General features: G+C 39.3%; 21 protein-coding genes. 6 read left to right on the forward strand and 15 right to left on the reverse strand.

Going from position 1 to position 26,660, the window contains the following annotated elements:
* Window positions 1–292: 292 nt before the first annotated feature.
* From AC4PM4_RS04205 to AC4PM4_RS04225, 5 genes are read right to left on the reverse strand one after another with little or no spacing between them, the layout of a single operon-like run.
* Entirely contained in the window at window positions 293–1,372 is a 1,080-nt protein-coding gene (locus AC4PM4_RS04205; RefSeq protein WP_256336781.1) for a sensor histidine kinase, read from the reverse strand.
* Entirely contained in the window at window positions 1,353–2,048 is a 696-nt protein-coding gene (locus AC4PM4_RS04210) for a response regulator (protein ID WP_079697464.1), read from the reverse strand. Before AC4PM4_RS04210 ends, AC4PM4_RS04205 begins: the two co-directional genes overlap by 20 nt.
* Window positions 2,049–2,069: 21 nt before the next feature.
* Complete coding sequence (locus AC4PM4_RS04215; RefSeq protein WP_491612832.1) at window positions 2,070–2,648, reverse strand: peroxiredoxin family protein; 579 nt, start codon at window positions 2,646–2,648, stop codon at window positions 2,070–2,072.
* Between the two features lie 21 nt (window positions 2,649–2,669).
* The gene (locus AC4PM4_RS04220) at window positions 2,670–3,383 is read right to left on the reverse strand and encodes a cytochrome c biogenesis CcdA family protein (protein ID WP_079697466.1); all 714 of its coding nucleotides are present in this window, start codon (window positions 3,381–3,383) and stop codon (window positions 2,670–2,672) included.
* A 60-nt stretch (window positions 3,384–3,443) separates the two neighbouring features.
* The gene (locus tag AC4PM4_RS04225) at window positions 3,444–4,127 is read right to left on the reverse strand and encodes a hypothetical protein (RefSeq protein WP_491612833.1); all 684 of its coding nucleotides are present in this window, start codon (window positions 4,125–4,127) and stop codon (window positions 3,444–3,446) included.
* A 555-nt stretch (window positions 4,128–4,682) separates the two neighbouring features.
* On the opposite strand from AC4PM4_RS04225, the gene AC4PM4_RS04230 reads away from it, so the two are divergent.
* Complete coding sequence (locus tag AC4PM4_RS04230; protein ID WP_079697468.1) at window positions 4,683–5,783, forward strand: GerAB/ArcD/ProY family transporter; 1,101 nt, start codon at window positions 4,683–4,685, stop codon at window positions 5,781–5,783.
* A 478-nt stretch (window positions 5,784–6,261) separates the two neighbouring features.
* Here the strand turns inward: AC4PM4_RS04230 and AC4PM4_RS04235 are convergent, their stop codons facing one another.
* From AC4PM4_RS04235 to AC4PM4_RS04245, 3 genes are all read right to left on the reverse strand, one after another.
* The gene (locus tag AC4PM4_RS04235) at window positions 6,262–7,203 is read right to left on the reverse strand and encodes a tetratricopeptide repeat protein (RefSeq protein ID WP_063563818.1); all 942 of its coding nucleotides are present in this window, start codon (window positions 7,201–7,203) and stop codon (window positions 6,262–6,264) included.
* Window positions 7,204–7,285: 82 nt separating this feature from the next.
* On the reverse strand, window positions 7,286–11,878 hold the full coding sequence (locus AC4PM4_RS04240) for a DNRLRE domain-containing protein (protein WP_491612834.1): 4,593 nt from the start codon (window positions 11,876–11,878) through the stop codon (window positions 7,286–7,288).
* A gap of 1,478 nt (window positions 11,879–13,356) precedes the next feature.
* Window positions 13,357–14,196, reverse strand: a complete 840-nt coding sequence (locus AC4PM4_RS04245; protein ID WP_079697472.1) for a hypothetical protein — start codon at window positions 14,194–14,196, stop codon at window positions 13,357–13,359.
* Window positions 14,197–14,666: 470 nt separating this feature from the next.
* Between AC4PM4_RS04245 and AC4PM4_RS04250 the strand changes: the two genes are divergently transcribed.
* Window positions 14,667–14,825 (forward strand): YjzC family protein, encoded by a 159-nt coding sequence (locus tag AC4PM4_RS04250; RefSeq protein ID WP_143038097.1) that lies wholly within the window; start codon window positions 14,667–14,669, stop codon window positions 14,823–14,825.
* Between the two features lie 510 nt (window positions 14,826–15,335).
* Here the strand turns inward: AC4PM4_RS04250 and AC4PM4_RS04255 are convergent.
* Window positions 15,336–15,998 (reverse strand): TetR/AcrR family transcriptional regulator, encoded by a 663-nt coding sequence (locus AC4PM4_RS04255; protein ID WP_491612835.1) that lies wholly within the window; start codon window positions 15,996–15,998, stop codon window positions 15,336–15,338.
* 210 nt (window positions 15,999–16,208) lie between these two features.
* On the opposite strand from AC4PM4_RS04255, the gene AC4PM4_RS04260 reads away from it, so the two are divergent.
* Genes AC4PM4_RS04260 through AC4PM4_RS04270 form a run of 3 tightly spaced genes read left to right on the forward strand, consistent with a single transcriptional unit; the run spans window position 16,209 to window position 19,120 of the window.
* Window positions 16,209–16,961 carry an SDR family NAD(P)-dependent oxidoreductase gene (locus tag AC4PM4_RS04260; protein WP_491612836.1) on the forward strand — a complete coding sequence of 251 codons (753 nt, stop codon included), beginning with the start codon at window positions 16,209–16,211 and terminating at the stop codon, window positions 16,959–16,961.
* 44 nt (window positions 16,962–17,005) lie between these two features.
* Window positions 17,006–18,649, forward strand: coding sequence for an FAD-binding protein (locus AC4PM4_RS04265; protein ID WP_079697475.1), 1,644 nt, complete (start codon window positions 17,006–17,008; stop codon window positions 18,647–18,649).
* Window positions 18,650–18,667: 18 nt separating this feature from the next.
* Complete coding sequence (locus AC4PM4_RS04270) at window positions 18,668–19,120, forward strand: SRPBCC family protein (protein WP_491612837.1); 453 nt, start codon at window positions 18,668–18,670, stop codon at window positions 19,118–19,120.
* Window positions 19,121–19,203: 83 nt separating this feature from the next.
* On the opposite strand, the gene AC4PM4_RS04275 is transcribed toward AC4PM4_RS04270, so the two are convergent.
* Window positions 19,204–20,172, reverse strand: a complete 969-nt coding sequence (locus AC4PM4_RS04275; RefSeq protein ID WP_179132304.1) for an NAD-dependent epimerase/dehydratase family protein — start codon at window positions 20,170–20,172, stop codon at window positions 19,204–19,206.
* Window positions 20,173–20,339: 167 nt separating this feature from the next.
* Here AC4PM4_RS04275 and AC4PM4_RS04280 point away from each other — a divergent pair, with 167 nt between their 5' ends.
* Window positions 20,340–20,855, forward strand: a complete 516-nt coding sequence (locus AC4PM4_RS04280; protein WP_079697478.1) for a PadR family transcriptional regulator — start codon at window positions 20,340–20,342, stop codon at window positions 20,853–20,855.
* Window positions 20,856–21,172: 317 nt separating this feature from the next.
* Here AC4PM4_RS04280 and AC4PM4_RS04285 read toward each other — a convergent pair whose 3' ends face one another.
* From AC4PM4_RS04285 to AC4PM4_RS04305, 5 genes are read right to left on the reverse strand one after another with little or no spacing between them, the layout of a single operon-like run.
* Complete coding sequence (locus tag AC4PM4_RS04285; RefSeq protein ID WP_491612838.1) at window positions 21,173–22,504, reverse strand: UDP-glucose dehydrogenase family protein; 1,332 nt, start codon at window positions 22,502–22,504, stop codon at window positions 21,173–21,175.
* Window positions 22,501–23,631, reverse strand: a complete 1,131-nt coding sequence (locus AC4PM4_RS04290) for an NAD-dependent epimerase/dehydratase family protein (RefSeq protein ID WP_491612839.1) — start codon at window positions 23,629–23,631, stop codon at window positions 22,501–22,503. Before AC4PM4_RS04290 ends, AC4PM4_RS04285 begins: the two co-directional genes overlap by 4 nt.
* Window positions 23,622–24,392: a glucose-1-phosphate cytidylyltransferase gene (gene rfbF / locus AC4PM4_RS04295; RefSeq protein ID WP_491612840.1), complete on the reverse strand. Its 771-nt coding sequence runs from the start codon at window positions 24,390–24,392 to the stop codon at window positions 23,622–23,624. The genes AC4PM4_RS04290 and rfbF overlap by 10 nt, the downstream gene beginning before the upstream one ends.
* Entirely contained in the window at window positions 24,389–25,429 is a 1,041-nt protein-coding gene (locus tag AC4PM4_RS04300; protein ID WP_491612841.1) for a Gfo/Idh/MocA family protein, read from the reverse strand. The genes rfbF and AC4PM4_RS04300 overlap by 4 nt, the downstream gene beginning before the upstream one ends.
* Window positions 25,426–26,616 carry a radical SAM protein gene (locus AC4PM4_RS04305; RefSeq protein WP_491612842.1) on the reverse strand — a complete coding sequence of 397 codons (1,191 nt, stop codon included), beginning with the start codon at window positions 26,614–26,616 and terminating at the stop codon, window positions 25,426–25,428. Before AC4PM4_RS04305 ends, AC4PM4_RS04300 begins: the two co-directional genes overlap by 4 nt.
* Window positions 26,617–26,660: the final 44 nt, after the last annotated feature.

Raw genomic sequence — 26,660 nt, forward strand, 5'->3', positions numbered from 1 at the left:
TACGAATTGCAGCCCTTAGAATGGACCTTGGAATAACCTAATTTATCCGATGAAATCTAAGGGCGGCTGCATTTTAATGTCAGTGAAAAGAGGACAGAAAAAAGTATTATATGAGATTAGGATCGAGGGCATATGCTTACACGTCAACGAAGGCTGGACTTACGGCAGAATCATGGAGAAGTATGGTACCTCAAAACGACACTGGCTCAAAGTATAGACTGCATCTCATTCAAGTTGCCTAGCTTTTTTTAAAACGTCCTCTACAAAGGATATTAGTTCAATAATATTGGTATTATTTTTTTAAAGGTACAGTAAACCAAAAGGAGTACTCGTTCCCTTTTGACCGCAATCCTGCTTTTCCACCCTGCTGCTCAATAATTTCCTTCACTAAAGATAACCCTAATCCTGATCCTCCTGAATCCCTACTGCGGGATGAATCTACCCGATAGAATCTCTCGAATATTAGAGATTCATGTTCCTCAGGAATTGGCTGGCCTAAATTCTTGACGATTATTTGGTAGTTTGACTCATTCTGCTTTCCTGTAATCTCAACCCATCCACCCTCGTCATATTGCAGTACATTGGTCAGAAGATTGTGAAGCACCTGTTTTAGGCCATCTTCATCTCCTACTACTTCCGCTGCTTCAGTCTTGAGATCAATAATGACCCCGCTATTCTTGAACTCCAATGAAAAGTGATCTACACAGGATTCAATCAGATTTTCTATAGAGAGTACATTCATCTTATTCTCATTGGAAATCTTCTTTCCTTGCCACACATTTAATTGGTGTAACTGCTCAACTAAACGGGTAATGCGTATGGATTCTTCGTGAATGGATTCAAATAGCTCTTTATTGCCCTGAATAACCCCTGTGCTTAAAGCTTCCAAATATCCGTTTATATTCGTTAATGGTGTCCGCAGTTCATGTGAGATATCAGACAGCATTTTTTTTCTTAAATCCTCTACTAGTTTCAATTTCAGGCTCAATTGATTAAAGTCAGCTGTTAACAGACCAATTTCATCGTGAACACGAATCGATAAGGGGTTTGGCATTTCCCCTTGAGCCAATTGTCGTGTTGCATGACCCAATTCCTTGAGAGGAAGAATCAACTTTTTTACAAAAAAGTAGTGGATGAACGCTGCAATCAACACAGCCGTCAGACTTGCTTTAATTAAAAAAGTCTGCATCGTTTGATTGAAAATGACGCTTTCCCCTGGAGTCACAGACGGGGAATTAGCAAACAACAGACAAGCATAGTCTTTTACCGAAACTCCTGCGAACCAAATGGCAATACCAATGACCGCGACATTGATCAGTGTAAACTTCCACATGATGTTGTTTTGTAATAGATTATTTTTGAAACGCAACAAAGCGATACCCCATTCCTCGAATAGTTTCGATTAGTGCGTTGTCCCCATCCCATATCAGTTTTTCTCTCAATCTACCTATATGAACATCGATCGACCTTTCTGTTACTACCTTTTCATTATTGGGATACAGTTCATCAATGATCTGTTCCCTAGTTAGAATTTGATTGGGATGCACCATAAGAAAATACAAAAGACGGAACTCATGCTGTGTGAGTTGAATGGTTTCCCCATTATAGTGTACTTCACCCCGTAACTGTTTGATGGTTACTCCGCGGTATGTAAGTTTGCTACACCGCTGGCCCGTTCTCCGCAAAATGGATTCTACCCGTGCAACCAATTCACCCGGACTGAACGGTTTCGTTACATAATCATCAGCTCCCGATTTCAATCCTTCAATCCGGTTATTTTCCTCTACTTTAGCTGTTAACATAATAATAGGAATTCCTTCCTTCAAATCTCCTCGAATACTCTTACAGACTTCTTCACCACTTATTTTAGGAAGCATTAAATCTAAAATAACAAGGCAAGGGTCATTTTTTTTAAAGGCATCTAGAGCTTCCTCCCCATCTCCAGCCTCAATTACTTCATACCCTTCCTTTTCCAGGTACAAGACGATCAGCTTTCGAATTTTCACATCATCTTCTACTACTAAAATCCCGGTTCCCTCTGCTATCATTCCAAACACCTCCAAATTTACTTAGCGTATTTCTTTAACTAGTTTTTCCATCATTTCATAATTCATTGGACCTGTAACTTTTTGCTGAATAATACCCTGCGAATCAATGATATAGCTCGTAGGAAGAGCATAAACCTGGTATATTTCCCCTATGCTATTTTGTTTATCTAATAACACTGGGAATGTAATCCCAAATTCTTCTAAAAACTCGGGAATTCTATCTACACTTTTCTCTGAAGTTGTCATATTTATTGCAATTACTGTGGTATTTTCATTTTTATACTTATCATAAAATTTTTGCATATCCGGCATTTCTGCTCTACAGGGCGGGCACCAGGTTGCCCACATATTGACGATTACTTTTTGTCCTCTGAAATCAGAAAGCTTAAAACTTTTACCATCCAGATTATTTAACACAAAGTCTGGTGCAACGTTCCCTTGGTTAATACCAATACTCAGTGAGGAGTCATCTATTCCCTCCATTGCTGGTTGGCTACTAGCCAAGTTTGCTTGACGGTCACCATTTTTCTTACTTGTATCATAAATCCCCCACCCAACCAAACCGATTAGGATAACAATGACGATAAAATTTTTTTTCATAGAAAAGATCATCCCCTTTTATTAGAATATTGGCGCGAAGGAAGCAAGCCAAGCACTTAACTTTTGCAATTGGCCCGAAAATAAAAGAAAGCCCATCGCGATCAAAATCCATCCGTTCAGCAGTGCCAAAAGCGGTAACCATTTATTTATTTTTCTCATGATACCCTTAGATTTGGTAATTAAGATTGAAATCAATAAAAAAGGAACTCCTAAACCCAACGAATAAAACAACAATAAAAAGATTCCATGGTACATCGTTTCAGAAGATCCGGCCAACAACAAAATTGAAGATAAAGCCAGACCGACGCAAGGTGTCCAACCCGTTCCAAAAGCAACTCCCACGACAAATGAATTCCACCCGCTTCCATTCTTTGGAGCTTTGGTTTCCTGCTGCTTTTGAAACATGAGAAAACGAAGATTTAAAATCCCTGCAATCTGTAGGCCAAATATAATAATGAGTAGTCCACTAATCTTTTCTAACAACCCTCGATTCGCAGTGAAAATTTGTCCAATCATACTCGCGGAAGCACCCATAAGCAGGAAAACCACAGTAAAACCAAGGATAAAGAGAGCGGAACGAATCATCAGTGTTCTATTAGAAACACTGGTTTTCTCCCCACTCCCATAAGAGCCTGTAAGATTAGCAAGATAAGCAGGCAAAAGAGGAAAAATACAGGGTGAAAAAAAGGATAGCGCCCCTGCCGATAAAGCAAATAAAATTGAAATATTGTCCATTTGTAATTCCTCCAGCAAAGTATTCTATTCTTAACAACCATAACGCAGGATTGTTAAGATTCATTTAAGCTCTTTTTTTATAAAGTTGTGAATAGTCAAACAACATAGAGCAACTGCTAAATAAACAAGCTGCTCACTAGATAATCCTAAGAAGATTACTACAAAAAAACTTTTAAAAAAGTAACTTAAAATCTGTCCGATGCTGAACCAAAGAATAAGTTGATTGATTTCTTGTGGATTATCAAAGCCCTCTTTTCTGCAATACATCCAAACCAATAGTACGGTTGCTAAAACAATTTGACTGAGATCATACAAAAATGATGATGTTGTCGGATTGTTAAAGATGAGCTTGAACATAGAATAGAACATTATATAAGATAATAATCCTGCCGCCAACACTTCCGCATACACCCAGAAGGTAATTCTACGCTTACTACTTTGAATAGATAAGAAAATAAGAACTACAATCGCCGATAGCAAGATCCCACGCCCACCCCCGGTAAAATAAAGAATGTAGTACGGATTATTCAAAACAGCGACGGGATTAAAAATAATCACACTAAACTTCCAAATCAGGAATGCCCATAAAAATACATTGGTTATATCATTTAGTATAGGCTTGCTTAAATCGCTCTTACCCTTCAACCAATATTTCATGGTTAAATATGCTGTCAGTACAGAAAAGATTATTGCAATCCAATTGTATTTAATAATTAACGGCCCCCAAACGACAGCTTCTTGCATCCTGTTTCCCCCTCCTTTTTTTATTACTTTATAACCTAATTGTTAAGATTCGTTTAACTAGAATACATCTACTATTAGGCATCTAGCCTATCAGTAGGTTTATGTTCTTTGTTAATGGTGCAGCTGCATACTGTATGATGAAGCCTTAGGTCAGAAAAAAAAAGTCCTGATACAAAAATATTTGTTATTCCAAGTGAAGTCTTATATTAATGTGCTTGTATCTACTATTGAGGTTTTAGCTACAGTGCTTTAAATTTAGGTATCCACCTAATCGGTAAACGATACAAGTTCTTGTCCTTGGCTCGGACACGAACTTGTACCGATAACATAAAAAATTCGCTAAATTAGCGACTTCAATAGGACTTGTCCTTCGACACTATAGCGTTCTTTTACTACAGAGCCTAAAAACATTGATCAAAGGGTCATCGAAAAGCAATTCATAAGGACTTCCATGGATATCCCCTCTCTTTATCAATTTATTGTATTGAATAAAGCATCCAATCCTTGGGACATATTACAGAAGTAATAATATCCCTTGAAAAGAGGATTATCTCAATGTTCAATAAAGAAAAAATATCAACTATACAAATGGGTGCCATGTGTTGGCTGTTGATTATGGGAGACATGCTGTTTGTTTATCCTTCCTCAATTACTTCGTATGCCAAAGAAAGCTCTTTGATTTGTGCAATCGCCGGTATTCCACTGGGTGTTCTACTCATGCTTGTTTTTTTGAAAATCCATAAGGCAAGTGCAAACAATGGTTTTATACAATTTTGCATAAAAATGCTTGGCACAGGAATGGGCACAGGAATGGTATGTATATATTTGTTTTATTTCGCGATCAGTGCGTCTTCCCTAATTCGGAATGTAGCTGATTTTGTAAATACACAGTTGTACCCATATACCCCACTTCAAATTATCATGCTCATTTTTACGCTTACTACAGTGTGCTCACTCATCCAAGGAGTTGAAGTTTTAGGGAGGGTTAGTGAGATAATGGCACCAATCGTGTTAATGTTCATTATTTTCTTCTTGCTTTGCTTAATTCCTAAGATGGAAATTAACAATTCATTACCACTTTTTTCATTAGAATTAAAGTCTTTAGCTCAAGGGTCCGTATTGAGCTTTGTGTACCCTATTGGTGAGATCATACCTATTTTGCTTATTCTCCCTTTCGTTAACAGTCAAAAACACACCAACAGAGATCTTCTTATAGTAACTGGTTTTGGTAGCTTCATTCTTTCAATGATCGTAATGACGTCTTTACTCGTTGCAGGTCCTTTTCTCACTCAACATAATTTCTATACAACATTTTTCTTAGCCCAAAAAATAAGTATTGGAAAAATATTAGAGAGAATTGAGGCCTTAATCGCATGCGCCTGGATTATTGCGACTTACATTAAAACTGTGGCATATATGTATGCTTTCATCAACGGATTGAGTGAACTGTTTAAACTAAAACATCACCGTACTCTGATTCTTCCATCAGGTTTGTTAATTTTTGGTCTTGCAGGTTTTATTGTTCCTGACCAACTATTCAATATATGGTTTGCGCCTTACTGGTTAGAATTTGAATGTACTATTTGTGTAGTAGTTCCTTTATTCTTGATTCTGATTTACCAGTTAAAACAATCCAACATGGGGGAATTACAATGATATGTTGCTTGAATAAGCATCAAATCGGCATTCGGACTATGTTCTTGTCCATTCCGGCAATCGGTACAAGTTCTTGTCCTCGGCTCGGGACACGAACTTGTACCGATAAAATAAAGAAGCCGCTTAAATAGCAACTTCCATGGGATCATGTTTTTGTCCCTCGACATTTGGTGTCAGTATACCGTTATCCCATACTTAATTGAAGAGAAAGATGTTGAACAAGAATTGAGCTGCTTTTAGCCTAGCAGCCCCGATCTCAATCATAGAATGTGTTGAAGTTACATACCTAATCGGCATTGAAACAAAGTTGTTTCAATACCTTGCATACTTCGTGACCTTTAAATTTTGCGGTTTTTGACGTCGATTCACAGAATACGCATTGCCCTTTGTCTTTAATTAACGGAGCAAATTTGGATATTGGTAGGTAACTTTATGATGTCATTCGTACTCATTCAGTTTCTTTCATTGTTTCAATACTTTATGCCAATTTATTTTTTGCAATTATATTTTCAGGGTCAATTTTTAAGATGCGGATGTAACAAGCTCTTTCTTTTTCTATTAAATGGATCAAACTATAAATTTGAGCTAATAGTAACAAAATATCTATATCAATCGGGTCTAATGATGAGGCATGTTCTAATAGTTTAATTGAGGTCTCATAATTGCCTTGCCTCTCAAGCAACTTACCTTTGAAATAAAGCGCAACAGTATTATTTGGATCAAAACTTAATATTGAATCTAAATAATATGCTGTTAATTCAAATTGATTTTCTTCAAGATAAATTTTTGCGATTTGTAACCTTACATCGTAATCTTCAGGTTCTGATATTAGGATCTTTTTAAAATAGATAATAGCTTCCTCTTTTTTTCCCATATGCTTTAACACTAATGCTTTGTTATACATTGCATTAGTTGATGATGGATCTATCTGTAAAGCCCAATGAAATTCTTCGAGCGCTTCTTGATTATTGCCCAATTCATGAAAAATTAATCCTAGGTTAATATGGGCCTCTTCTTGATTAGTATTAAGTGCTAATGATTTTTGATAGTATTCTATTGCTTTCTTAAATTCCTCCTTTTTTTGATAACAAAGGGCAAGATAATACAGAGCATCTTCAGAATTTGAGTTTATCATTACTGCACGTTTACAAAAAATTAATGCATCTTCAATATTGCCTAATTGTAAATAGACATAACCTTTATTAAAGTATAATCTTTCCCATGTAGGGAATAGTCTAATTGCCCTGTCGTAAACTTCAATTGCGGCATTATATTCTTTTAACTCTGTAAGACATCTTCCCATGTAATTCAGTGTATCTTGGGTATCTATATTATCATTGAGAGCTTTTTTAAAGTAAACTAATGCTGCATCATAATTACCTTCTGCATAGTACTCTTCCCCTTGTTCAAAAAAAGTCATTTTTTTGCATCTCCTTTTTATAGTATTGACCCCAACAAATAAGTTGTTGAGGTCAAAAATACTAAGATCAATTGATAATTAATTATCTATACATGTCCAAATCATTCCAACTTCTATTGTTATCATTTCTTTGATCTCTTTTATCTCGGTGTAATTCTTTTGTACTTTTTTCCCTTTGAGACCTTGAACCAAATTTATCATTTATTTGTTTCTTTTCTCTTTTTTTCGCCTCGCTCCCTCTCATTCTATCGTTCTTAGCCATTTTGTCTCTATTTGCGAAATACTGATATCCTTTTTTAATTCCATATCCTGCCGCTATACCAAGTCCTACTGCTGCAGTTACGCCCAAAGCGACTTCACCCACACCTGGTATCGCATACACACCAAGTGCCCATGCAAAATCTCCATTAGGATCAACACTGTTAATTGGATCATTGGCAGCATAAATGTACAAATTTGAATCGATTGGCTCAACATTATCTTGGCTAATAAAACGACCATCTTGTGGGTCGTAATATCGGTTGAATAGGTAAAACATATCCGTTTCTTCATCGAAGTAATAACCACTATAAGTGAATGGATTATATAAAGTTCCTGTCTTACTAGTTAAATTACCCCAAGGGTCATATGAATAGCTGGAAACGATATTACCATTAATATCGGTTAATCCTACTACATTTCCGTGTCCATCATAATTATAATAATACGTTTTTCCATTCTGTGTTTGACTTACCCGCTTACCCAAAACATCATACGAATATGATACATTTAATCCTGTTGTAATATTGTTTTCTACAATAAGATTTCCTGTAATATCTTCATACTGGTATTTGTAGTCATTAAGGATAGAACCAGTACTGCTTTTTACTATTTTCTCAGTCCGTTGCCCCTTAGCATTATAGCGGAACTCAACGGAGCTACCGTCTGGTTGTGTTTCTTTGGACAGCTTGTCATCCGTATTCCATTCAATATGAATACTACCTTGTTCAGTGAGTTGGCCTTTTTCGTTATACGAGTAGTTCAGAGTACCATTGGGTCCATTTACATTCGTTAATTGGTTCAAATTATTATACGTGTATTTGGTAACTCCAGTAGCATTTGTCATCGTTAAACGATTACTGGTGTTGTCATAAGAATAACTCGTTGTCCCTGTATTATCCGTATAATTTTTCAAACGACCAGTCTCATCAAATTCGTAACTAGATGAGGATGATAGGTTATTTGTTACGGTTTTGATTCGTCCATTCGAATCAAGATCATAAGAGTATCCCCATAATAATGTTGTCCCTTTTTTGTAATCAACATTCTTGAGTCTATTCGTATTATCATACGTTAGAGATTGGACTACACCATCGGCATCTGTCCGTTGGACTGAAGTGACATTGCCATTCGGATCATAACTAAGATCTTCTATAGTTTTTTGGTTAGAATCCTTGACTTGTTTAAGTTGATTTGCTTTATCATAAGAGAAAGACATTCCTTGCCCCCATCCATTCTGTGGGTTCCAGGCAATCAAATTTTGATTGTTGTCATATTGATAAGCAACTTGAGGTGAACTTTGTACTACCTGACTTTTAACATCATTTGTCGCTGTATGATCGTAGTTGGTTGTTTGGCTAGCACCTAGTACAGTGTCTTTTATCGATATAATATTTCCATTCGAATCATACGTAGGATCATAAACCATTTCGGGCGTGGAAGCACTGGCTGAAATTCTTTCATCTAGATTCTCGAGTTCATCAAGCCAATTATACTGATAATTTGAGACATGTCCATTTGGCTCCGTTACTTTTACCAATTGGTCTGCACCGTTATATTCCATCGTGGTGAATTGATTCGCTGCATCTTCACTAATAACTTGATTGATCCCTTGTGAATCATATTTGTAGACTGTTTTATTATCATCAGCATCCGTTGAAGACGTTCTATTTCCATACGAGTCATAGGTATAACTCGTGCTTTGCAATAATGGATTTGTAACTTTAAGAAAATCACCAAATATATTGAATTCATAGGTCGTCTTTTGATTTATGGCATCCGTATAACTCGTGCGGTTACTATAACTATCATATGTCGAGATTTCCTTATGTTGTTCTGGATCCATTGTACTTGTAATGTTACCATTGAGGTCATACGTGTTAATGGTATCATTACCTTTCGGATCAGTAATTACCAGCTTGTTATAATTATCATCCAAAGCAAAGCGGGTGACCCTTGATAACGAGTCGGTTATTTGGGTTACCACATAATTCGAATTCGAATTATATGTCGTTGTATTTCCATTCCGATCCGTAGCTGTTGACACAAAATTCGGTAAATCATATGAATATGTGGTTCCAGGTCGACTTGCTAAATCAGCATTTGCTCCCTCACCAAAAGGTTCTTGTACCTTCTGCAATAATTCATTATTGTACGTAAATGACGTTTTCCGTCCACTTGGATCTGTGACTGTCGTTAAGTGATGGCTCGAATCGTAGGAAAACTTGGTTATTCGATAATTGGTTGCATCTAAATAAGCATCAACATTTGCCAGATTGCCAGCGGTATCATACCCGTAGTTAATTTTACGACCAACGAAATCTGTGATATTAGAAATTTTCCCTGATACATTGTAATTCATCGTAGTGACCCGATTGCTAGGATCTGTTATAGAAGTAAGTTGGTTTGAGCTGTTATATCCATATGATATTTTATTTCCATGGAGATCTTGTTCATACAACAACTTTCCGGTATACACTTCTGTATAACTATCACCATTTGCATCAAAATGTAATTTTGTACCATCTTTATAAGTTAAGTCATAACCATTAACGGCTCCGTATGATTCGGTGGTTCGTGTGATTTTTAAATAAGTTCCCGGCGGAGATTGGTAACTATCGGAAGTTGAATTATAGGTGAATTCATGATAGGTACCGTCAGAATCTTTATAGACCAATTTACTCCGGTCATAACGCTCCATAATAGCTTCGCTGCCCGAATAAGACCAACCATATCCGAGTGGGGAATCTTCTAATGCTTTCGAATTATAGGTTCTTGTAAAGTCAACTCCCATACCACCACGGCCTTTTAGGCTTAGGTCATTATATTGGATAACATTGTTACCTGTAGTCATATTCGTATAGCTTCGACCACCGACCAAGTCATGGCTATCGTATGTCCAATACTTTTCAAGCCCAAGACGACTCCCGTTAAAATACGTAACAGACAGCATTGGGCGATTTGTTGCATTCAATGTAGAATCGCTCGAAATAAACTTTTTATACGAGTTTGTAGATTCAGATAAACTTTTCAACAAAATTCCGTAGTTTGCACTTCTCCATTTATCAATTTGATTTGTGACATCCCATTTATAATTAACCCCAAGATCAGTTAGATAACTAACTTGATTTGAATCTAATAAAGTGCTTTTGTAGTCGCCCCCCTTATTAGTCCAAGCTGTTGTTCCATTTGTGGTGTTCCAATTTGTGCTTTCCTCTAACCAGGACTTGCTTAGTTCGTATGCACCAATTTCAACATTAGTGTCATTAGCCACGCTGGAAAGCCATAAATTCACATCGGCGCTTAAGATATTTGCACCCACTGGAATCGATGAAACATTAAACTTTAATAAAGATCGAATGACATTGTTTTGCGTGGAGTCTTTGTATAATCCAACGCCTAATGAGGTTTCGGTTCCACCGGTTTGTGTTGGGAAATAACTGCGGATGTTGGTGTCATTCCCGTCGGCTGCATTTGGCTGAAACCGGATAATTGTAGGATCAATCGTTACGGGATAGACCCTCTTAGGATTTTCAAGCCAGGCTCGGTCAGGAATGATGTCAACAAAATATGTAGAGCCTCGTTTAACCAATTTCATATTCACGTCATAGGAACGTGCTTCCTCAGGAATATCATCAGATTGTTCTATCTTCTTGTACCCTTCTGGAATATAGGAATCATACATAAACGGTTGTTCAATATAAAAGACTTTTAAGTGGCTTTTCTTATCAACAAAATAGATTTTCCCAGTACTATCTTGTTCCATACCCAAACCTTTTATTTTGAATTTATATGTGAACTTTACTGGCGAGGAAGCGGAAGGTGCCTTATCCAGAACAATATCTTCCTTTAATTTGCGGTCCTCAACTGTGTAATTTATATTGGTGTTGTCATACAAGTTATTGAAACTTAACTTATTATTCTTGTAAGAAGCAGCACCTTCATGGGAATTTTTAACAAATCCAGAGTCTAGATTGTCAGATTGTGATGCGGGGTCCATCACAATGGATAAACCATCCATACCAATGGTAACTAGATTTTTGTCTAAATTGCGCTTTTGAAACTTTACTTCAAAATCGTTTGATTTATTTTTTATGACGTTATTGTTAGTATCCACAATCAAATTATTATCAAATCTACTCCATTTATTGTTGTTACTTTTATAATGAATGGGCTCTTGATATATTTGTGTTGTCAATGTTCCGTTTGAATTCAGAAATGTCTCCGAATCCTGGGTCCGACGATCCTCCAGTTCAACTCTAGATGTGGTGATTTTTTTTGATAGAGTAGCTGGAACAGAACTTGCTGCATTTGCCTTTAGCGCTTCCGTTGGAATTGTTTGAACGGCAATTGTGATTGCCAGAAAAAGCGATAATCCTCGGTAATACTTTTTTTTCTTTCCTTCAAATAAACTCATGTGATATTCCCCTCGCGTTTTTTCTAAGATGCATGACTAAATTTATTCTCTAATTTTTCCTCCTTAACACAAAAATACACAGCTAAATAAATATACTAATTTACGTAAAAAACTAGTTGTAAATTATTACTGGGTTCCCAGTAATATGAGGGATCAATTAGAAGAAAAATTGAGCACTATGAATAAGAATCGAGGACTATAAATTCAATAGAGATGGACTTATCAAAAAAAATGATCCTCAAGAGTAAAGCAACAAGGGGGATTTAGGGGAGTAAACTAATAACACAAAAAAAGGATCTAGTTGGCTCCTTTATTGTGACTTAGATATTTCAAGTTGATATTTTGTGAAGAATTGCGACGTTGTCTGATGGATACGCCATCTAGAAAACACTAACATTTCTTTTGCGTAATTTCTTAAATACGAGTACTCCTTATTGGACTTAATAAAACTTAATATCTTTTCGGCAAATACTGTTGGATTCATCTCTTTTGTATTTATTTCGAGGTCATATTCATCAAAATTTCTTCTTGTGTGAATGGCCCGCTCCAGATCCGTGAGTGATATCGTTCAACAATTGACCGGGGTCGTCCAAAAGTCAGAATAATTTCATTAGAACTCACATAACCTATACCTTTATGATAGCAGTCGCATCTCCAGAGACGCTTTTAACAGAATCTGACCTGATACTAATGGAAGAGGGTAGCCCTGTTCATGACTTCACACTGAGCCTATGTGATGCTCTTCTTCAGTGGTCCGGTCACCATTAAGCTACGTATATCCATGAAGCAAAACTCCACCCTTATAGGGCGGTGGTTACAAGGTGGATAACTATTTTAAGTCATTAAGGAGGATGCTTCATACATCAAAATTTGAATATAATCCATTTTAGTCCCGAGCATTTCAATATATTCAGCAACTTATATCTTGCTTTACAAACTTGAGTTCCCTTTCCTCTTCAACAAGCGATGCTTTCGAGCCATTGCGGAAGAGGAACGCTAACTTGCTCTTATCCATTACGGTAATCGGTACAAGTTCTTGTCCCTAACAATTACAAAATCAGCACTAAGTACGATATCTGCATATGTTTCCCCTCCTTTGATCCAAAATCACATCCAGTTTCCTCCCCCTTTTCTTTGCTAAAGTGCTTTTACAAGTTTGTTTTATCTAATTCAAATGAGATCCTGGTTTTCACTTCTCCTACATCGGGGGTGTTGAACGTGCCGAGAAAAATATTACCTTGTTAAATCTCCAGAAAATTGCGGATGCTCTTCAAGTCAATGTCCATGAACTTTTTTATTACAGCAAGTATGTTAAGACTGGAAAAAGTGATAAAGAGAAATTGCTAAACGAAATCAATGAGAATCTTTGGCCTATGAAATCTTCCGATTTAAAAAAGGTTAACCTGCTCTTATCTGAATTTTTCGATAGTTAACACAAAAAAGCCGTTGTATCTGACATCGGCTTTTTTGTGTTTCATCTATTCCTTCCAGGTTGCTTCACTTTGTATGTTAATCCAAGAGTATTTATTATTCTGCTGTACTAATCCCTCCATCATATTACGCTCACTTATTAATGTTAAAAGCAAATATTTCGTTTGGATGTTCTTCACATATAGATGCTCATACACTTGTGACAAAGAAAAGTATCCTCTAGCTGCATATAATCTTACTTGTTCCATATTAATCTTTCCACTTCGTTGTAGTAGCTTACCCCCTCCCATTTTATATGCAGCATCGGTATCAATATTTGGATCTGGAATTACTACACTTAGCTTTCCTACAGATAAGGTTACTTTGTGCTGATTCGTACGCAACATCTCCTTACATGCCAGATTACGTATAGATTCCCACTGTTCAACAAAGCTAGAGTATATCCTTTTATAATGCTTCCATTGGCCTAAGAGGTCATATATGTTTTTGTTGGTTAAATTCTTTCTGTATACACTGAGTTCCTCTTCACTGTGACCACCAATTCCTCTAATTGGAGTAAATCTTAAATATGCGTTGCCAGCCGTACTGAATTCTTGAAGCAATAATTTCTCTGTCTCATTTAATTGTTTTAATTTAATCCGGACCACTTTCGACAGAACTCCATGATTCTCTAATAAGTCGAATAATTGTGGATTTTTCATATCATAGTGTTTATTTGCAAGGAATTTTCCAACAACGCCATGCTCAGTCCATTCAAGTCGTTGAAGTCCCAGGGATGATTGATATTCACCAATGACTTGTCTCAGCAAGTGTATTTTTGCACCTGTGGAGTTCATCTGCTCATATTGTGATGATTGAACAAATTGAATGATTTTCTCTATACTCACTAATCTATTCTCCTTTGTGATCAGATTAGTGAGTGGTATTGACCATTGTTATTTGTTTTATACAACGGATATTTTGAAAAAACAATGAGAGTATTATTTTTATGTTTAAAGAACCTCCCCTTAAAATAAGAGGAGGTTCCAGGAATTTAGATTTAATTAATAGGTGTACGTACTTTGTTCTTTAATTAATGACTAATTAATTTATACAGCAGAAACGTTACCCAAAAAATCCAACACCATTTTATCAGCTTCTCCGTACTACGTTTCATCATCAAACGACTCCTGTAATCCTGGAAGCACTTACACCTATATATGCATTATAATTAGAAACTTGGTTGATTACAACCTGTCCTGAGGCTACTTATCGCCTTTTGACACATAATCCATCTTCCCTATTTAATTCTTCTAACATAGTAATTAGAAACTTGTACTTAAGTGTTTCGTAAAAGAAAGTACAAGGAGGTGATAACATGTCAAAGCCATTAAAGTCAGGTAATTCAGCCCCAAAAACAGGAGATTATAAAGTTCTTGGTCCGAGAGGTGGTACGATTAAAACCGGTGTTACTGTAAAGCAAGGTGATACGCTTCCACCAACTCCAAAGAAAAACCAAACATACAAAAAACAATAGTAATGAGAGGGCTACGCCCTCTTTTATTATAAAGAAGAAGAATAATTAATTTTAGTAATAGTATTTTAAAAGAACATCCTCTTTAGGGTAGTAAATAAAAAAGGAATCATTTATCTTTTCGAGCTTTCTAGATTCAGACAATACGTGTCTTTCACTGTCTAGCATATAATGAAAAAATACTTGTAGTTCCTGCCCGTGTGCCCATATGCATGAATAAAAAATCCCCTCTGGTTTCCATGAGGGGGTAAAACCAAACCTTCATGATAACATGAAGGTTTTTTCAAGTGTCTACTTAAAGGGGATAATACCAGCTATTCCTCGTAAAGTATACGGTTTTATTTATATCAGATTCGTCATAGAATTACTGCTGATCAGCCAACCATTAGGTACTTTCTTTCTGGCTTTCTTCAATTCTCCTCCATTATACTGTCGATTACGTAACAAAGTTTAATCGATAGTTATTTTCTAATAGGGTACTCGCTATTCAGAATTTTTGTTCAGATTTCACCCTCACGACACAACTGGGGGCTTGATGTAATGTAGGATCATCTGTTTCATCAGCATTAATTGTTGACGAGGTTCCACATCTGCTTCGAGCATAGGTATATTCTGATGGAGGGACAATTTACTGGAGAATAACCCAAATGCGTTAATCACTGTTGTCAGAAGCTCGCTCGGTTGAATATCGTGTCTAACGGTCCCATCGCGTTCTCCCTGTATAATAATCTTGTTGAATTCAGCAGAAATACTACGTTGAACAACATTGATCTCCTCTATTTGAGCCACATCCAATGATGAGTGCATAGCACCATTCAAAAGATCTTCAAAAATGATTACTCCCAAATTGCTATCCTCATTCATGAATGAAATAAAATAATCGAGTAATGCATCCATTTTATCAAGGCAGGTTCCTTGCATCTCTGATATTTGATGAAACACGTCCCTTGTTTCATTCAAAACCTGAACAACGATTAATCTCGCAAGCTTTTCTTTCTTGGGGAAATATCGAAACAAAGTGGCAATGCCAATATTCGCAGCTTCAGCAATGTCATTCATCGTAGAACGTTCAATCCCTTTTCTCAAAAATACAGCCTTGGCAGAATGAATAATATGAACTTGTCTCTGCTCTTTCGCTTCTGCTCTTTCTTTTTGATATCTATCTCTTGGATTCATTGGCATATTTCCTTTCCAGCTTGATACTGTGAAAATTATACTCCTGCTTTCCCGTCACCTGCAAGAGCTCCCACGTTGACGACTAGTGGTTACTTGCGTATACAGAAACACAAATTTGTCTCTTAAAAGTTATGGTGATATAATTAACTATCATCAAGATAATTCATAATATCATTATATCAAATGAAGACACTTATAGGAGGTTTTACTTTGACACGTTTAAAAAATAAGGTAGCCATTGTGACAGGAGCAGGAAGTGGTATGGGTCTGGAGGAAGCACTGCTTCTCGCCAAAGAAGGTGCAAAAGTAGTCCTTACAGATATTAATGAACAAGCGGTTTTGACAGCTGCTGAAAGCATCCAAAAAGCAGGCGGTACCGCCATTGCCTTGAAGCACAATGTTGCTTCTGAGAAAGACTGGATATATGTTGTTTCGGAAACGATCACACGTTTTGGTAAAATCGATGTGCTCGTGAATAACGCCGGCATCTCACTTCCGGTTGCCATGCTTGAAACGACCGTTGAGCAATGGCAAAGAACCATTGATATCAATCTGACCGGGACCTTTCTGGGTATGAAACACACCATCCCTCAGATGCAAAATAATGGATCGGGCTCCATTATTAATATCTCCTCTATTGCCGGCTTGACAGGTAGTAGTGGCGCAGGTGCGTATACAGCTTCCAAAGGTGGAGTGCGGATGTTATCGAAAGCTGCAGCTGTCGATTTTGGACCACAAAATATCCGGGTTAACTCAATTTATCCGGGCTACATTACTACGCCAATGAGCGAACACTTGTTTCAAGACGATCAGATGTTGCAATGGTTTTTGTCCAAGACTGCTTTGCCAAGGGTAGGGGAGGCACCTGAAGTCGCACAGGCTGTACTATTCCTGGCTTCAGACGATTCTTCCTATATTACCGGAGTGGATCTGCCTGTTGATGGCGGGGTTACTGCTAAATAAAATTGTTGAATCTACACCCTATTTTGCGAAATGGAGTTGACGATATGGCAATGAATAAATTGAAGCAATGGGATTATAAATATGATGTCATTGTCATGGGTACCGGGGGAGCGGCACTTGTGTCCGCTATCCTGGCGCATGATCATGGAGCCAAAGTGCTCATTATCGAAAAAACTGCCCAGCTGGGAGGCACGACTGCCTTCTCTGGCGGTGTGCCTTGGGTACCTCTCAATCGATATATGCGTGAAGCGGGGATTTCCGATTCTCGTGAAGAAGCTTTGACTTATATAAGACGTTTAACAGGAGGAAAAGAACCTGCTCCTGAATTAATTGAAACCTTTATTGATAACGGTTTCAAAATGATTGATTATTTACATGATTACACCCCTCTTCGCTTTTCTGTACCTAACGGTTATCCAGAATATTATGCCAATCTCCCGGGTGGAAAGCACGGTGGGCGTTCTTTAGACCCTCTCCCCTTTAATATGGATAAACTCGGCGATCTGGCATTCAAAATCCGAAGTAATCCAACCTTCCCTCCACTTACATTGGAAGAGGGGGGCGCAATTAACGGAATCGATTTTGAGAAAATTGTAGAGCGTATGGAGAATAATACAGTGACGATGGGACGTTCCCTGATCGCTTCCCTCCTTCAGGCTCTCGTGGATCGAGAAGTGGAGATCTGGACTGAAGCAGCGGGTAAAGAATTAATTGTGGATGATGATGGAGCTATCATTGGATTAGAGATGGTACGCGAAGGTGAACCCTGTTATGTCGGAGCGCATAAAGGCGTCATATTGGCTTCGGGTGGCTTTGAATGGAATAAAGAATTGGTCAAGACATTTCTTAAGGGACAAGTTACACATCCCCTATCTCCTCCAGGCAATGAGGGAGACGCACTGATTATGGCTATGAAAGCTGGGGCAGCTCTTGGAAATATGAGTGAAGCATGGTGGTATCCCGCAATGCAAGATCCTACCTTTGAATATGAGGACCATATTTTGAATCAGCTCGGTGGTGGTGGACGGACAGGTCCCTACAGCATAATTGTCAATAAACATGGCAAGCGTTTTGTAAATGAAGGCAGCACGTACAACGATCTCCCGAAAACATTTTATACGTATGATCCAGTCACTCTGGATTGGCCCAATGAACCACCGGTCTGGCTTATTTTCGATCAGAAAATGAAGGATCACACCATGATTATAACCATGATGCCTGGAGAAAAAGCGCCTGAGTGGGTTAATCAAGCGGATAACCTGCGAGATTTGGCACAACAAATCGGGATAGATGCGGATGGGCTTGAAGCGACCGTTACACGCTTTAATCAATATGCAGCACAAGGTGAAGATCCCGATTTCCACCGAGGCACTTTTTTCTTTGAAGATTTAAAAGGGGGGGGCGGAAATCCCCAGGCTAATCTTGGGCCAATCGACCAACCACCTTATTATGCACTACCTATTTACTACGGTACGTTGGGGACAAGTGGCGGTCCAAGAATAGACGCTAATGCTCAGGTGATTGATCATAAGGGTAAACCTATAGAAGGACTGTACGCCGCTGGCAATGCTGCTATGGGAATTATGGGGCAAACCTACGCAAGTGCAGGTGGAACTCTTGGACCTGCACTCACATTTGGGTATTTAGCAGGAATCTCTGTCAGCAGTCGGCAGAGTAAAACGATATAACTAAGGAGGACAAGTCTAATGCCAAATGGTTCTCATCAAATTCAATTGGAAATACCTATTCATACAATATGGGATTTTGTAAGAGACATGAACAAATGGGCTCCTCTTGTGCCGGGTTATATTGAACACGAAATTTTAAACGAACATCAATCGACCTGGTCATTCAAAGGTGATTTAGGGTTTGTAAAAAAGACGGTAAAGCTCCAAATTGACATTACTCAATGGCAAGAGCCTACGAGAGTCAGTTTTGACCTGACCGGTTTATCTGACAATTTTTCAGGTAACGGATACTTCGAGGCGGATGCGATTAACAAACATTTTACGATGATGACAGGATACCTCGATATCACTGCCAAAGGTGCAATGGGACCTATGATTAACTCGATCTTAAAAAACTTTGTTCCAAAAACAGCTTTCGAGCTATCTGAGGCTATTGCTGCGGAAATTATTGAGATCGAAAAAGCGGGTTAACTTTTGTAACTAATGTGCAATCATTTTAAAAACAACAAAACGACCAAGCTCTATAAGGAAGATAGCTTGGTCGTTTTGTTATCTTACAAACATGCAGCGATGGTTTCTCTAATGGCAGCAGGAATGTCTGCTTCTTTAAATTTCAAAATGGACATGGTATCTTCAGGATTCAGATAAGCATCCCGATCCTGAATCATTGCTGTATAGCCCAAATGTATTCCATGTTCTTTGCCAGCTGCTGTGGCGTGAGCGTCGGCTTCATCAAAGCCTGGTTTCATTTGTTCCAAAGGTAAGACAGTAATCTGAGTTTCTGTTTGACCCAGAACATCTGCAATGATCTGATAAAAATCCTTAAATTTCATATTCATTCCCGATATGGCATAGCTACTCCGATGAGTTCCGTACTCGATAGCCCCAACTGCTGCTTCGGCTACTTGCTGAACCGTAACCATAGCGGTACCTCCACCAAGCACCGGAACAAAGCTTTGGTCTCTTACCTGATCTACAAACATCGTCCAAAGGGGTGTTCTGCCCGGCATTTGGCCAAAAATGTAAGGCAAGCGAAGAGACATGACATCCATTTCTCCTTCACCCTCCATAAAGGCGATCTCTTCCTGAAGAAGTCTTGTTCTTGGATAAGCGTTGTCTTTCTTCAGATTCAAGTCCTGCCAAGCTTCTGTGAAATGGGCAAAGTAAGAACCAAACAATACAAATTTTTTGACACCAGCCTGTCTTGCCAAACGAGCAAGTCGCTGAGTAGGAAGTACATTGGCTTGATAGAAAAATTTCGAAGCGGGCGCATCCGGAACTGTGCGTTCGTCTGCTCCTGCAGCATATACAAAGGCATAACAGCCGTCCAGTAAGGCTAGAATCTGTTCATCACTCATTGCCGTTATATCACCCAACTGGCATTCTACTTCCTTCGGAAGTAAATCTTCTGCAGGCATGGGTGGTAAAGAAACAGTAGAGACCGAATATCCGCTTTTCAATAACTCCTTCGTTGTATAGTAGCCAAGAAATCCGGTTCCACCTAATATAAATACTTTTTTCATGATGTCACTCTCCTGATCTTATGCTTTGATGATTACAAATTCATTATATAGGTTAAAATAACCTATTGATGTGAATTTTTTCACTAAATCATTCAAATGTCTTCTCCTTCCCTTTACATATCGGGTACAATAATATGCGTTAAGTTTATTCAACTGGAGGTTTCATCATGGATATTAGCATTCTGATCTTATCTCAACTGATTCAAGGAAATAAGCATGGCTATGAGATCAAAAAAAATATTAATCTTCTCATGAATCGGAGTAAACCTGTTAACAACAACAGTCTCTATCCAATGCTGAAGCAATTTGAGGCAAGTGAGATTGTAACAAAAACAGTAACAGCACAGACGGGGAAGCCAGATCGGTTCGTTTACTCCATAACTGAACTGGGAAAAACGGAGTTTTATAAGATTCTTGCTGATCTGTCACCTGAGCTGGTGACATCTGACGATGAGTTTTATATCAGGCTTACTTTTTTTGATCTTCTGAGACCTGAGCAGCAACAGAAAGTACTTGAATATCGCAAAACCTATATTCTTGATCAGATCCATCGCTTGAATCAAATTGTTCAGACGATAGGCAGTTCAATACATATGCCCTATTCTCCCTTGCTCTCCCGTTATACAATCAGACAAATGGAATGCGAACTGGAAATCCTGGATGAAATGCTTTGTGAAATATAAAATGCCTATCTGAAAATGGATTTGTTAAAGTCAATAAAACGATGTCTCCCTCATGGAAGACATCGTTTTATTTTTCAAATTTCATTTTCAGACGACTAAGGACATAAAGCACGACAACACAAACGGGCGTAGCACATGCATAGACTTTTATGGCTGTCGTAACTTGAGGTTTCCAGTTAAAGTCGTTATCGCCTACAATAAGTACTAATAATAGAAATGAAATTCCTATGACAATCCAAAGCGTTTGGATTGTCTAAAATAGATTTGCATATATTTTGCGTTTCACCATTCTATCATGTGTCCTCCTTATGTTTACACTACCTTGTTGTCCACTCCTCTGATTGTAATGCCTCCTTAGAATAGGCCTTGTTAGAATTTAGCAAATATCTGGCATCAACAATCCGGATTGCGGAACTATTATGAGTGAGTGTTTGAAATTCCGGCCATGCCGTGACAATGACGCAAATATCGCTGCTCACAGTGATCTCACTGAGCGAATTCATCATTCGGATCGGAAAATCGTAATGTTCTCTGAAAGGAGACATGGCGACTGGATCATATGCAGTCAAGTTGGTACAGCCCTCGTCTAGCAACAGTTCAATGATACGAGCAGCAGGAGAATTCCTTACGTCATCGCTTCCAGGTTTAAAAGAAAGTCCCAGTATACCAATTTGTTCGTCACGATGTTTCAAGAATCGAATGATCTGTTCCACAGTGAAATCGGCGATATCCTGATTAACTTTCATCACGGCCTCCAGCATCTTTGCATTATGACCATACTTACTCGCAGTGTATTTAAGCCCAAGGGTATCTTTGGGCAGGCAATAACCGCCAAACCCACAGCCTGGATACACATAGTGCGACATTCCAGCAGGAAAGCCAGACCATCGCTTGTCCATATGTAAGAGGTTAAACATTTGGGGAATGTCAACATCTCCTATTTTCTCAGCGATCATGGCTTGTTCATTAGCAAAACTGATTAGAGTCGCGAGCAGTGCATTCGAAGCGTATTTGAGGTATTCAGACGTCTCAGGAGAAACTCTTATACAAGGACTTTCGAAGTGAAGATATACTTTTTCTAATAATCCGGCAGTTCGCGAATCTACTTCACCTATGATTATGCGATCAGGCTTGAGAAAATCTTCCCATGCACTTCCTTCTCTCAGAAATTCAGGATTATAAGCGAGTCCAACATCACGCCCGATCTTAAACCCAACGCTCTCCAACAGAGGCTTGATTATGCCACGTATGGTTCCTGGAGGAATCGTCGATTTAACAATAATCCCTTTAAACTGATCAACGTTCATCAATCTCGAAATATCATGGATTGCCGAGACTAGACTGGACAGATCGAGACCTCCCCCTTCTTGATAAGGAGTACCTACACATATAAAGATTAAATCAGCTTCTGATATCGCTTCCTCCATGCTTTCGCAAAGGGTAAAGCCTTGATTCATATGAGTAGATAGTGCTTCTTCCATATCTGGCTCATGGAACGGAATTTCCCCCAGCTGCAAGCTGTTTCGTTTGCTTACATCAATATCAAATGCGTAGACAGTATAGTCTTTCTCGGCAAAACCAAGTGCAGCAGCTAATCCAACGAATCCGAGTCCGATTACGGCTATCACTGGTGGTTTAATATAAATCATAATCCCACCCCACAACTGACAAGATAACGCCTGATTCCCTCTTCAAGCGATATTTCAGGATTAAAATCAAGTTCTTTTCTTGCCTTGTCAATATTGGGACAGCGTCGTTCCGGATTGTCCGTCAAATAATGGGGGTCTGGTGAATTGGAATATGTAATTTCCGGCTTATTTCCCGTCAGTTGGAGTGCACATTCTGCAAAGAGATGGGCCAGATCAGTTACATTAATCTCGTCTGCATCCGAGCCAATATTAAATATATCAAATCTGTGGTGAGTTAATACCAATAGATATCCGATGATTGCATCAGCTATATAACAATAAGTTCGTGTAGGGGTCCCGTCAGAAAGAACATTGATGTCAGATTGCTCTTTAATGGCTTTGGTAAAATCCGATGCAATTCTGCGATCATTCAAATCAAGCCCTGGACCGAAATTATTGAAGGGACGCACGATTCGGATCGGGAGCTTGTTCTCGCTGTGATAAAGAGAGCACAGCGTTTCTCCAAATCGCTTGGATTCATCATAACAAGCTCGTGGCCCGACTGTAGCCACATTCCCATTGTATGTTTCAGGTGTGGGAATGAACTCTGCATTCGGATTTCCGTACACTTCACTGCTAGAAAAAAATAATATACCCTTCGGAGAAAAAGGCAGACAACTGTCGAGTAGCCGTTTTAATCCAAATACATTGGCCTCCAACGTATCCAACGGATATTTTCGATAATAGGTGGGCGATGCAATTGAAGCCAAGTGAAAGATATAATCTGCATCTTGCGTAAATGGAGTGAATGAATCCTGAGTAACATCGAATTGGATTGCCTTCACGGGCCAGCCCTCTGCCTCCAGATCCTGAAGCCATTGAGGAACACCACGGGGAAAACGATCTAGGATATTAATCTGCTTCACTTCAGCCCCTTTTTTTTGCATGTTGAGCAAACTCAGGACAAGATAATAGCCAATGAACCCCCCGCCGCCAGTAATCAGTATCTTTTGCCCGGAGAACAGATGAGCCTTAGTAAATTTCTTACCAATATAGTCCATATCATCCTTCACGATACGATGTAACATGTCCTGCTGTTCCAAAGGAAAATCATCTACTGGGCTCTTCAAAGAGTTGGTTATTCCCATACTTTCCATGGCGCGTTCCCTTCTTTCCATCGTAGTTCGAGTTCCTGTTTATCCCGCAGGGTATCCATGCATGCCCAAAAGCCTTCATGTGGATAGGCCATTAATTGCCCCATTTCAGCCAACTGTACCAATACTTCTCTTTCCAGCTCCGTATCGTCTCCTTTGATGTAACGAAGCACTTCAGGCTCCATAATGAAAAAACCGGCATTAACCCATTCCTCGGGATGATACCCTTTCTCCTGAAAAGACGTAACATTCCCTTCCACACATCGCATCATACCGAAACGACCTTTCGGTCTTACGGCTGTAACGGTTACCAGCTTTCCATGATTGCGGTGAAAGCGTAGTAACTCATTCAGATCAACATCTCCAACCCCATCCCCGTAGGTCAGCATAAATGTCTGATTTTCCAAATAGGGTCTAAGTCGTGCAATTCTGCCACCGGTCATGGTGTTTTTTCCAGTATCTAGAAGATCCATTTTCCAGTTTAATATTTTTGACGTATGCAATTGAGTCGTATTACGAGTCATATCTATGGAATAATCGTTATAGAGAAACGGATATTTCAGAAAATAATCTTTGATATAGGAGCCCTTATATCCAAGAGCCAATATAAAATCATTAAATCCCTGTGCGCTATACATATGAAGGATGTGACAGAGAATTGGCATATCGCCTATTTCAACCATAGGTTTGGGGCGAAGATCCGTTTCCTCCGAAAGCCTTGTACCCAAACCACCACATAGGATTACTGTTTTCATAGTGTGTGGCCCCCTTGGCTCGTCTGTTTGCGGGCAGAGGACTCTGCCTTATCCAGGATTGCATGTTGCCATGTTATTCGTTGAATGCTCTGTTGAAAATTAACGTGTGAATCGACTGCTCGGTCGAACTTATCAACAAAAGTCGCAAGTTGGTTCACATAATAATTCATCGGGATGAACTCCTGCAGCACGGAATTTTCTTTTGAATCCAGCAGGCGTATTTTCATTTTGTAAAAACCGTTAATGGGCCTGAAAAAATCAGGAACCACCACGTTTTCTTGTTCAAAATACAACGTGTGTGACGCTTTATATGGCATTTCAAATGAGGTGATACATCGTGATTCTAGTCCGTTTGCATAACGAAGGCTGGCAGAGAAGGTCCAGTCACAACCGTCTGGACCTGCAAAATCGGAAGCACCCGTCATTTCACTTCCCTCTAATCCAACCAACTGCTGCATCCACTCGAGCCAATAACAGCCCAGATCATTGAAACTCCCCCCTCCCCGCGACTTCACACTGCGATAATTACCGATATGCTTATGACGGGCTGGAATAGAAATACGAGTTTCCGTTCTGTTCAACCGTCCGTACTGCCCGGAATCGACAATGGCTTTCAGTGACGATTGCCATGGATGGTGAGCGGTCATGATGCCTTCCATAAACACGTGGGAACGGTACTGATACATGGCCTGTTCGAGTTGCCTCGCTTCAGTTGTGGTTAACCCTGCCGGCTTTTCAACCAATACATGCTTTCCAGCTTCCAGAGCCTTGATTGCCCACTCCGTATGCAGATCATTGCTTAAAGCGATATATACAGCGTCGATATCCGGGTTATCGAGTACGTCCTGAAGATGATCCGCAACCCATGGAATCGAGTATTGGTCTGCGAGATGCAGCGCCTTGGAACGAGTGCGATTGGCTATTGAAGCCAACTTCACTTGGGGGACATATGGACTGGCATCGAGTATAGCCTTGCTAACAATACTCGAACATCCCAATATGCCTAGTCTGCATGTGGCTTCTCTGGAATGGCTCATATATGTGCCAGTGAGGAAGATCCATGCAGGTATAACACATTACACTTGGAGCACGCGGGTGAGAGCTGCTTGCCCAGAGAACGACGTATACGATCGTAGGCATCTGAATTCCAGATTTCAGATAGTGACTGCTCCTGCAGATTACCGACCGAAAATTCGGAGAAAAATTTACAAGCGCTAACATTGCCTGTTGGCGTAATATCGGCGCGGGTGCTCAAAGCGAGACAGTTGGTGGCGCATCGTGAGGTCATTGAGTTCCCACTGACGAAGTCCTCGATTTCGTCAAAATCAAGGCCCGGCTGATAGCGTATGCGTGTCCTCCAGGTTTGAGTATTGATCTGCCTCAAATCCTCCATTAATGCAGGAACATTTTCAGGCTTGATATGATATTTGAACGCATGCCAGCTACTCCGGCGCTGGTCTTCCAATGGATTAAGCCATTGGAACTCTTCCTGGAAAAAAGTATCCATTTCATCTGAAGTCTCATGGGAGATGAACCATGGAAAACAGAGCAATACAAGATCAATTCCTTTCTTTTCAAAGAAATTCATCAGTTCGTGCAATCTGCCAATCATGCTGTCATTAATCACACTGTGTACGGATATTTTTCCTTGGAACTTCCCCTGCTCTCTCAATAGAATCAGCCTGTCAATCTGCTCCATCACTTTGTTGAATGAACCTTTTCCACGAATGAGATCATGTTCTTTCTCGAATCCCTCAATGGCAATCAGAAGCTCCAGGTCCGGTGAAATCCGGCATAGCTCCTCTTCATATTTTTGGATCAGATAGGCGTTGGTACATATCGTCGTCTCTCTTGGATCTTCTTCAAGCATTGCGAGGATTTGCCGGATATCCCGGTGGAACAGAGGCTCTCCTCCCCACAGGTACAGTCTGGATTTGGTTGCTCGTGTTTCGTTCAGCACTCGTTGAAAAACCGCCGTGTCCATATCCCAATTTTGTTCCGCTTTGTCCATATCATGATGATAACCCGACTCATTCCACTGATAACAATGCTTGCAACGCAAATTACAACGGTTGGTCAGCTTCAAGGCCACCACTTCCGGCATTTCGGTCTTGAACGCAGGGTCCAGTTTTCGCTTTCTGTGCGGAATGACTACATTCTTCATCGTTCGCTTTAACACTTCAAACGCTTTGGCGTCCAGTGCGACTTTACTGCTGGGCTGCATGATATCCCTTCCTTTCGAGATAGGCTTGGTTGGTAAGTTAACGT

Source organism: Paenibacillus sp. MDV22-iso6, assembly GCF_058408365.1.

Coding starts and splice junctions, on each gene's coding strand:
- AC4PM4_RS04210 (WP_079697464.1), bottom strand. CDS start 2,048: ATGATAGCAGAGGGAACCGGGATTTTAGTAGTAGAAGATGATGTGAAA.
- AC4PM4_RS04215 (WP_491612832.1), bottom strand. CDS start 2,648: ATGAAAAAAAATTTTATCGTCATTGTTATCCTAATCGGTTTGGTTGGG.
- AC4PM4_RS04220 (WP_079697466.1), bottom strand. CDS start 3,383: ATGGACAATATTTCAATTTTATTTGCTTTATCGGCAGGGGCGCTATCC.
- AC4PM4_RS04225 (WP_491612833.1), bottom strand. CDS start 4,127: ATGCAAGAAGCTGTCGTTTGGGGGCCGTTAATTATTAAATACAATTGG.
- AC4PM4_RS04230 (WP_079697468.1), top strand. CDS start 4,683: ATGTTCAATAAAGAAAAAATATCAACTATACAAATGGGTGCCATGTGT.
- AC4PM4_RS04235 (WP_063563818.1), bottom strand. CDS start 7,203: ATGACTTTTTTTGAACAAGGGGAAGAGTACTATGCAGAAGGTAATTAT.
- AC4PM4_RS04240 (WP_491612834.1), bottom strand. CDS start 11,878: ATGAGTTTATTTGAAGGAAAGAAAAAAAAGTATTACCGAGGATTATCG.
- AC4PM4_RS04250 (WP_143038097.1), top strand. CDS start 14,667: ATGTCAAAGCCATTAAAGTCAGGTAATTCAGCCCCAAAAACAGGAGAT.
- AC4PM4_RS04255 (WP_491612835.1), bottom strand. CDS start 15,998: ATGAATCCAAGAGATAGATATCAAAAAGAAAGAGCAGAAGCGAAAGAG.
- AC4PM4_RS04265 (WP_079697475.1), top strand. CDS start 17,006: ATGGCAATGAATAAATTGAAGCAATGGGATTATAAATATGATGTCATT.
- AC4PM4_RS04270 (WP_491612837.1), top strand. CDS start 18,668: ATGCCAAATGGTTCTCATCAAATTCAATTGGAAATACCTATTCATACA.
- AC4PM4_RS04275 (WP_179132304.1), bottom strand. CDS start 20,172: ATGAAAAAAGTATTTATATTAGGTGGAACCGGATTTCTTGGCTACTAT.
- AC4PM4_RS04280 (WP_079697478.1), top strand. CDS start 20,340: ATGGATATTAGCATTCTGATCTTATCTCAACTGATTCAAGGAAATAAG.
- AC4PM4_RS04285 (WP_491612838.1), bottom strand. CDS start 22,504: ATGATTTATATTAAACCACCAGTGATAGCCGTAATCGGACTCGGATTC.
- AC4PM4_RS04290 (WP_491612839.1), bottom strand. CDS start 23,631: ATGGGAATAACCAACTCTTTGAAGAGCCCAGTAGATGATTTTCCTTTG.
- rfbF (WP_491612840.1), bottom strand. CDS start 24,392: ATGAAAACAGTAATCCTATGTGGTGGTTTGGGTACAAGGCTTTCGGAG.
- AC4PM4_RS04300 (WP_491612841.1), bottom strand. CDS start 25,429: ATGAGCCATTCCAGAGAAGCCACATGCAGACTAGGCATATTGGGATGT.
- AC4PM4_RS04305 (WP_491612842.1), bottom strand. CDS start 26,616: ATGCAGCCCAGCAGTAAAGTCGCACTGGACGCCAAAGCGTTTGAAGTG.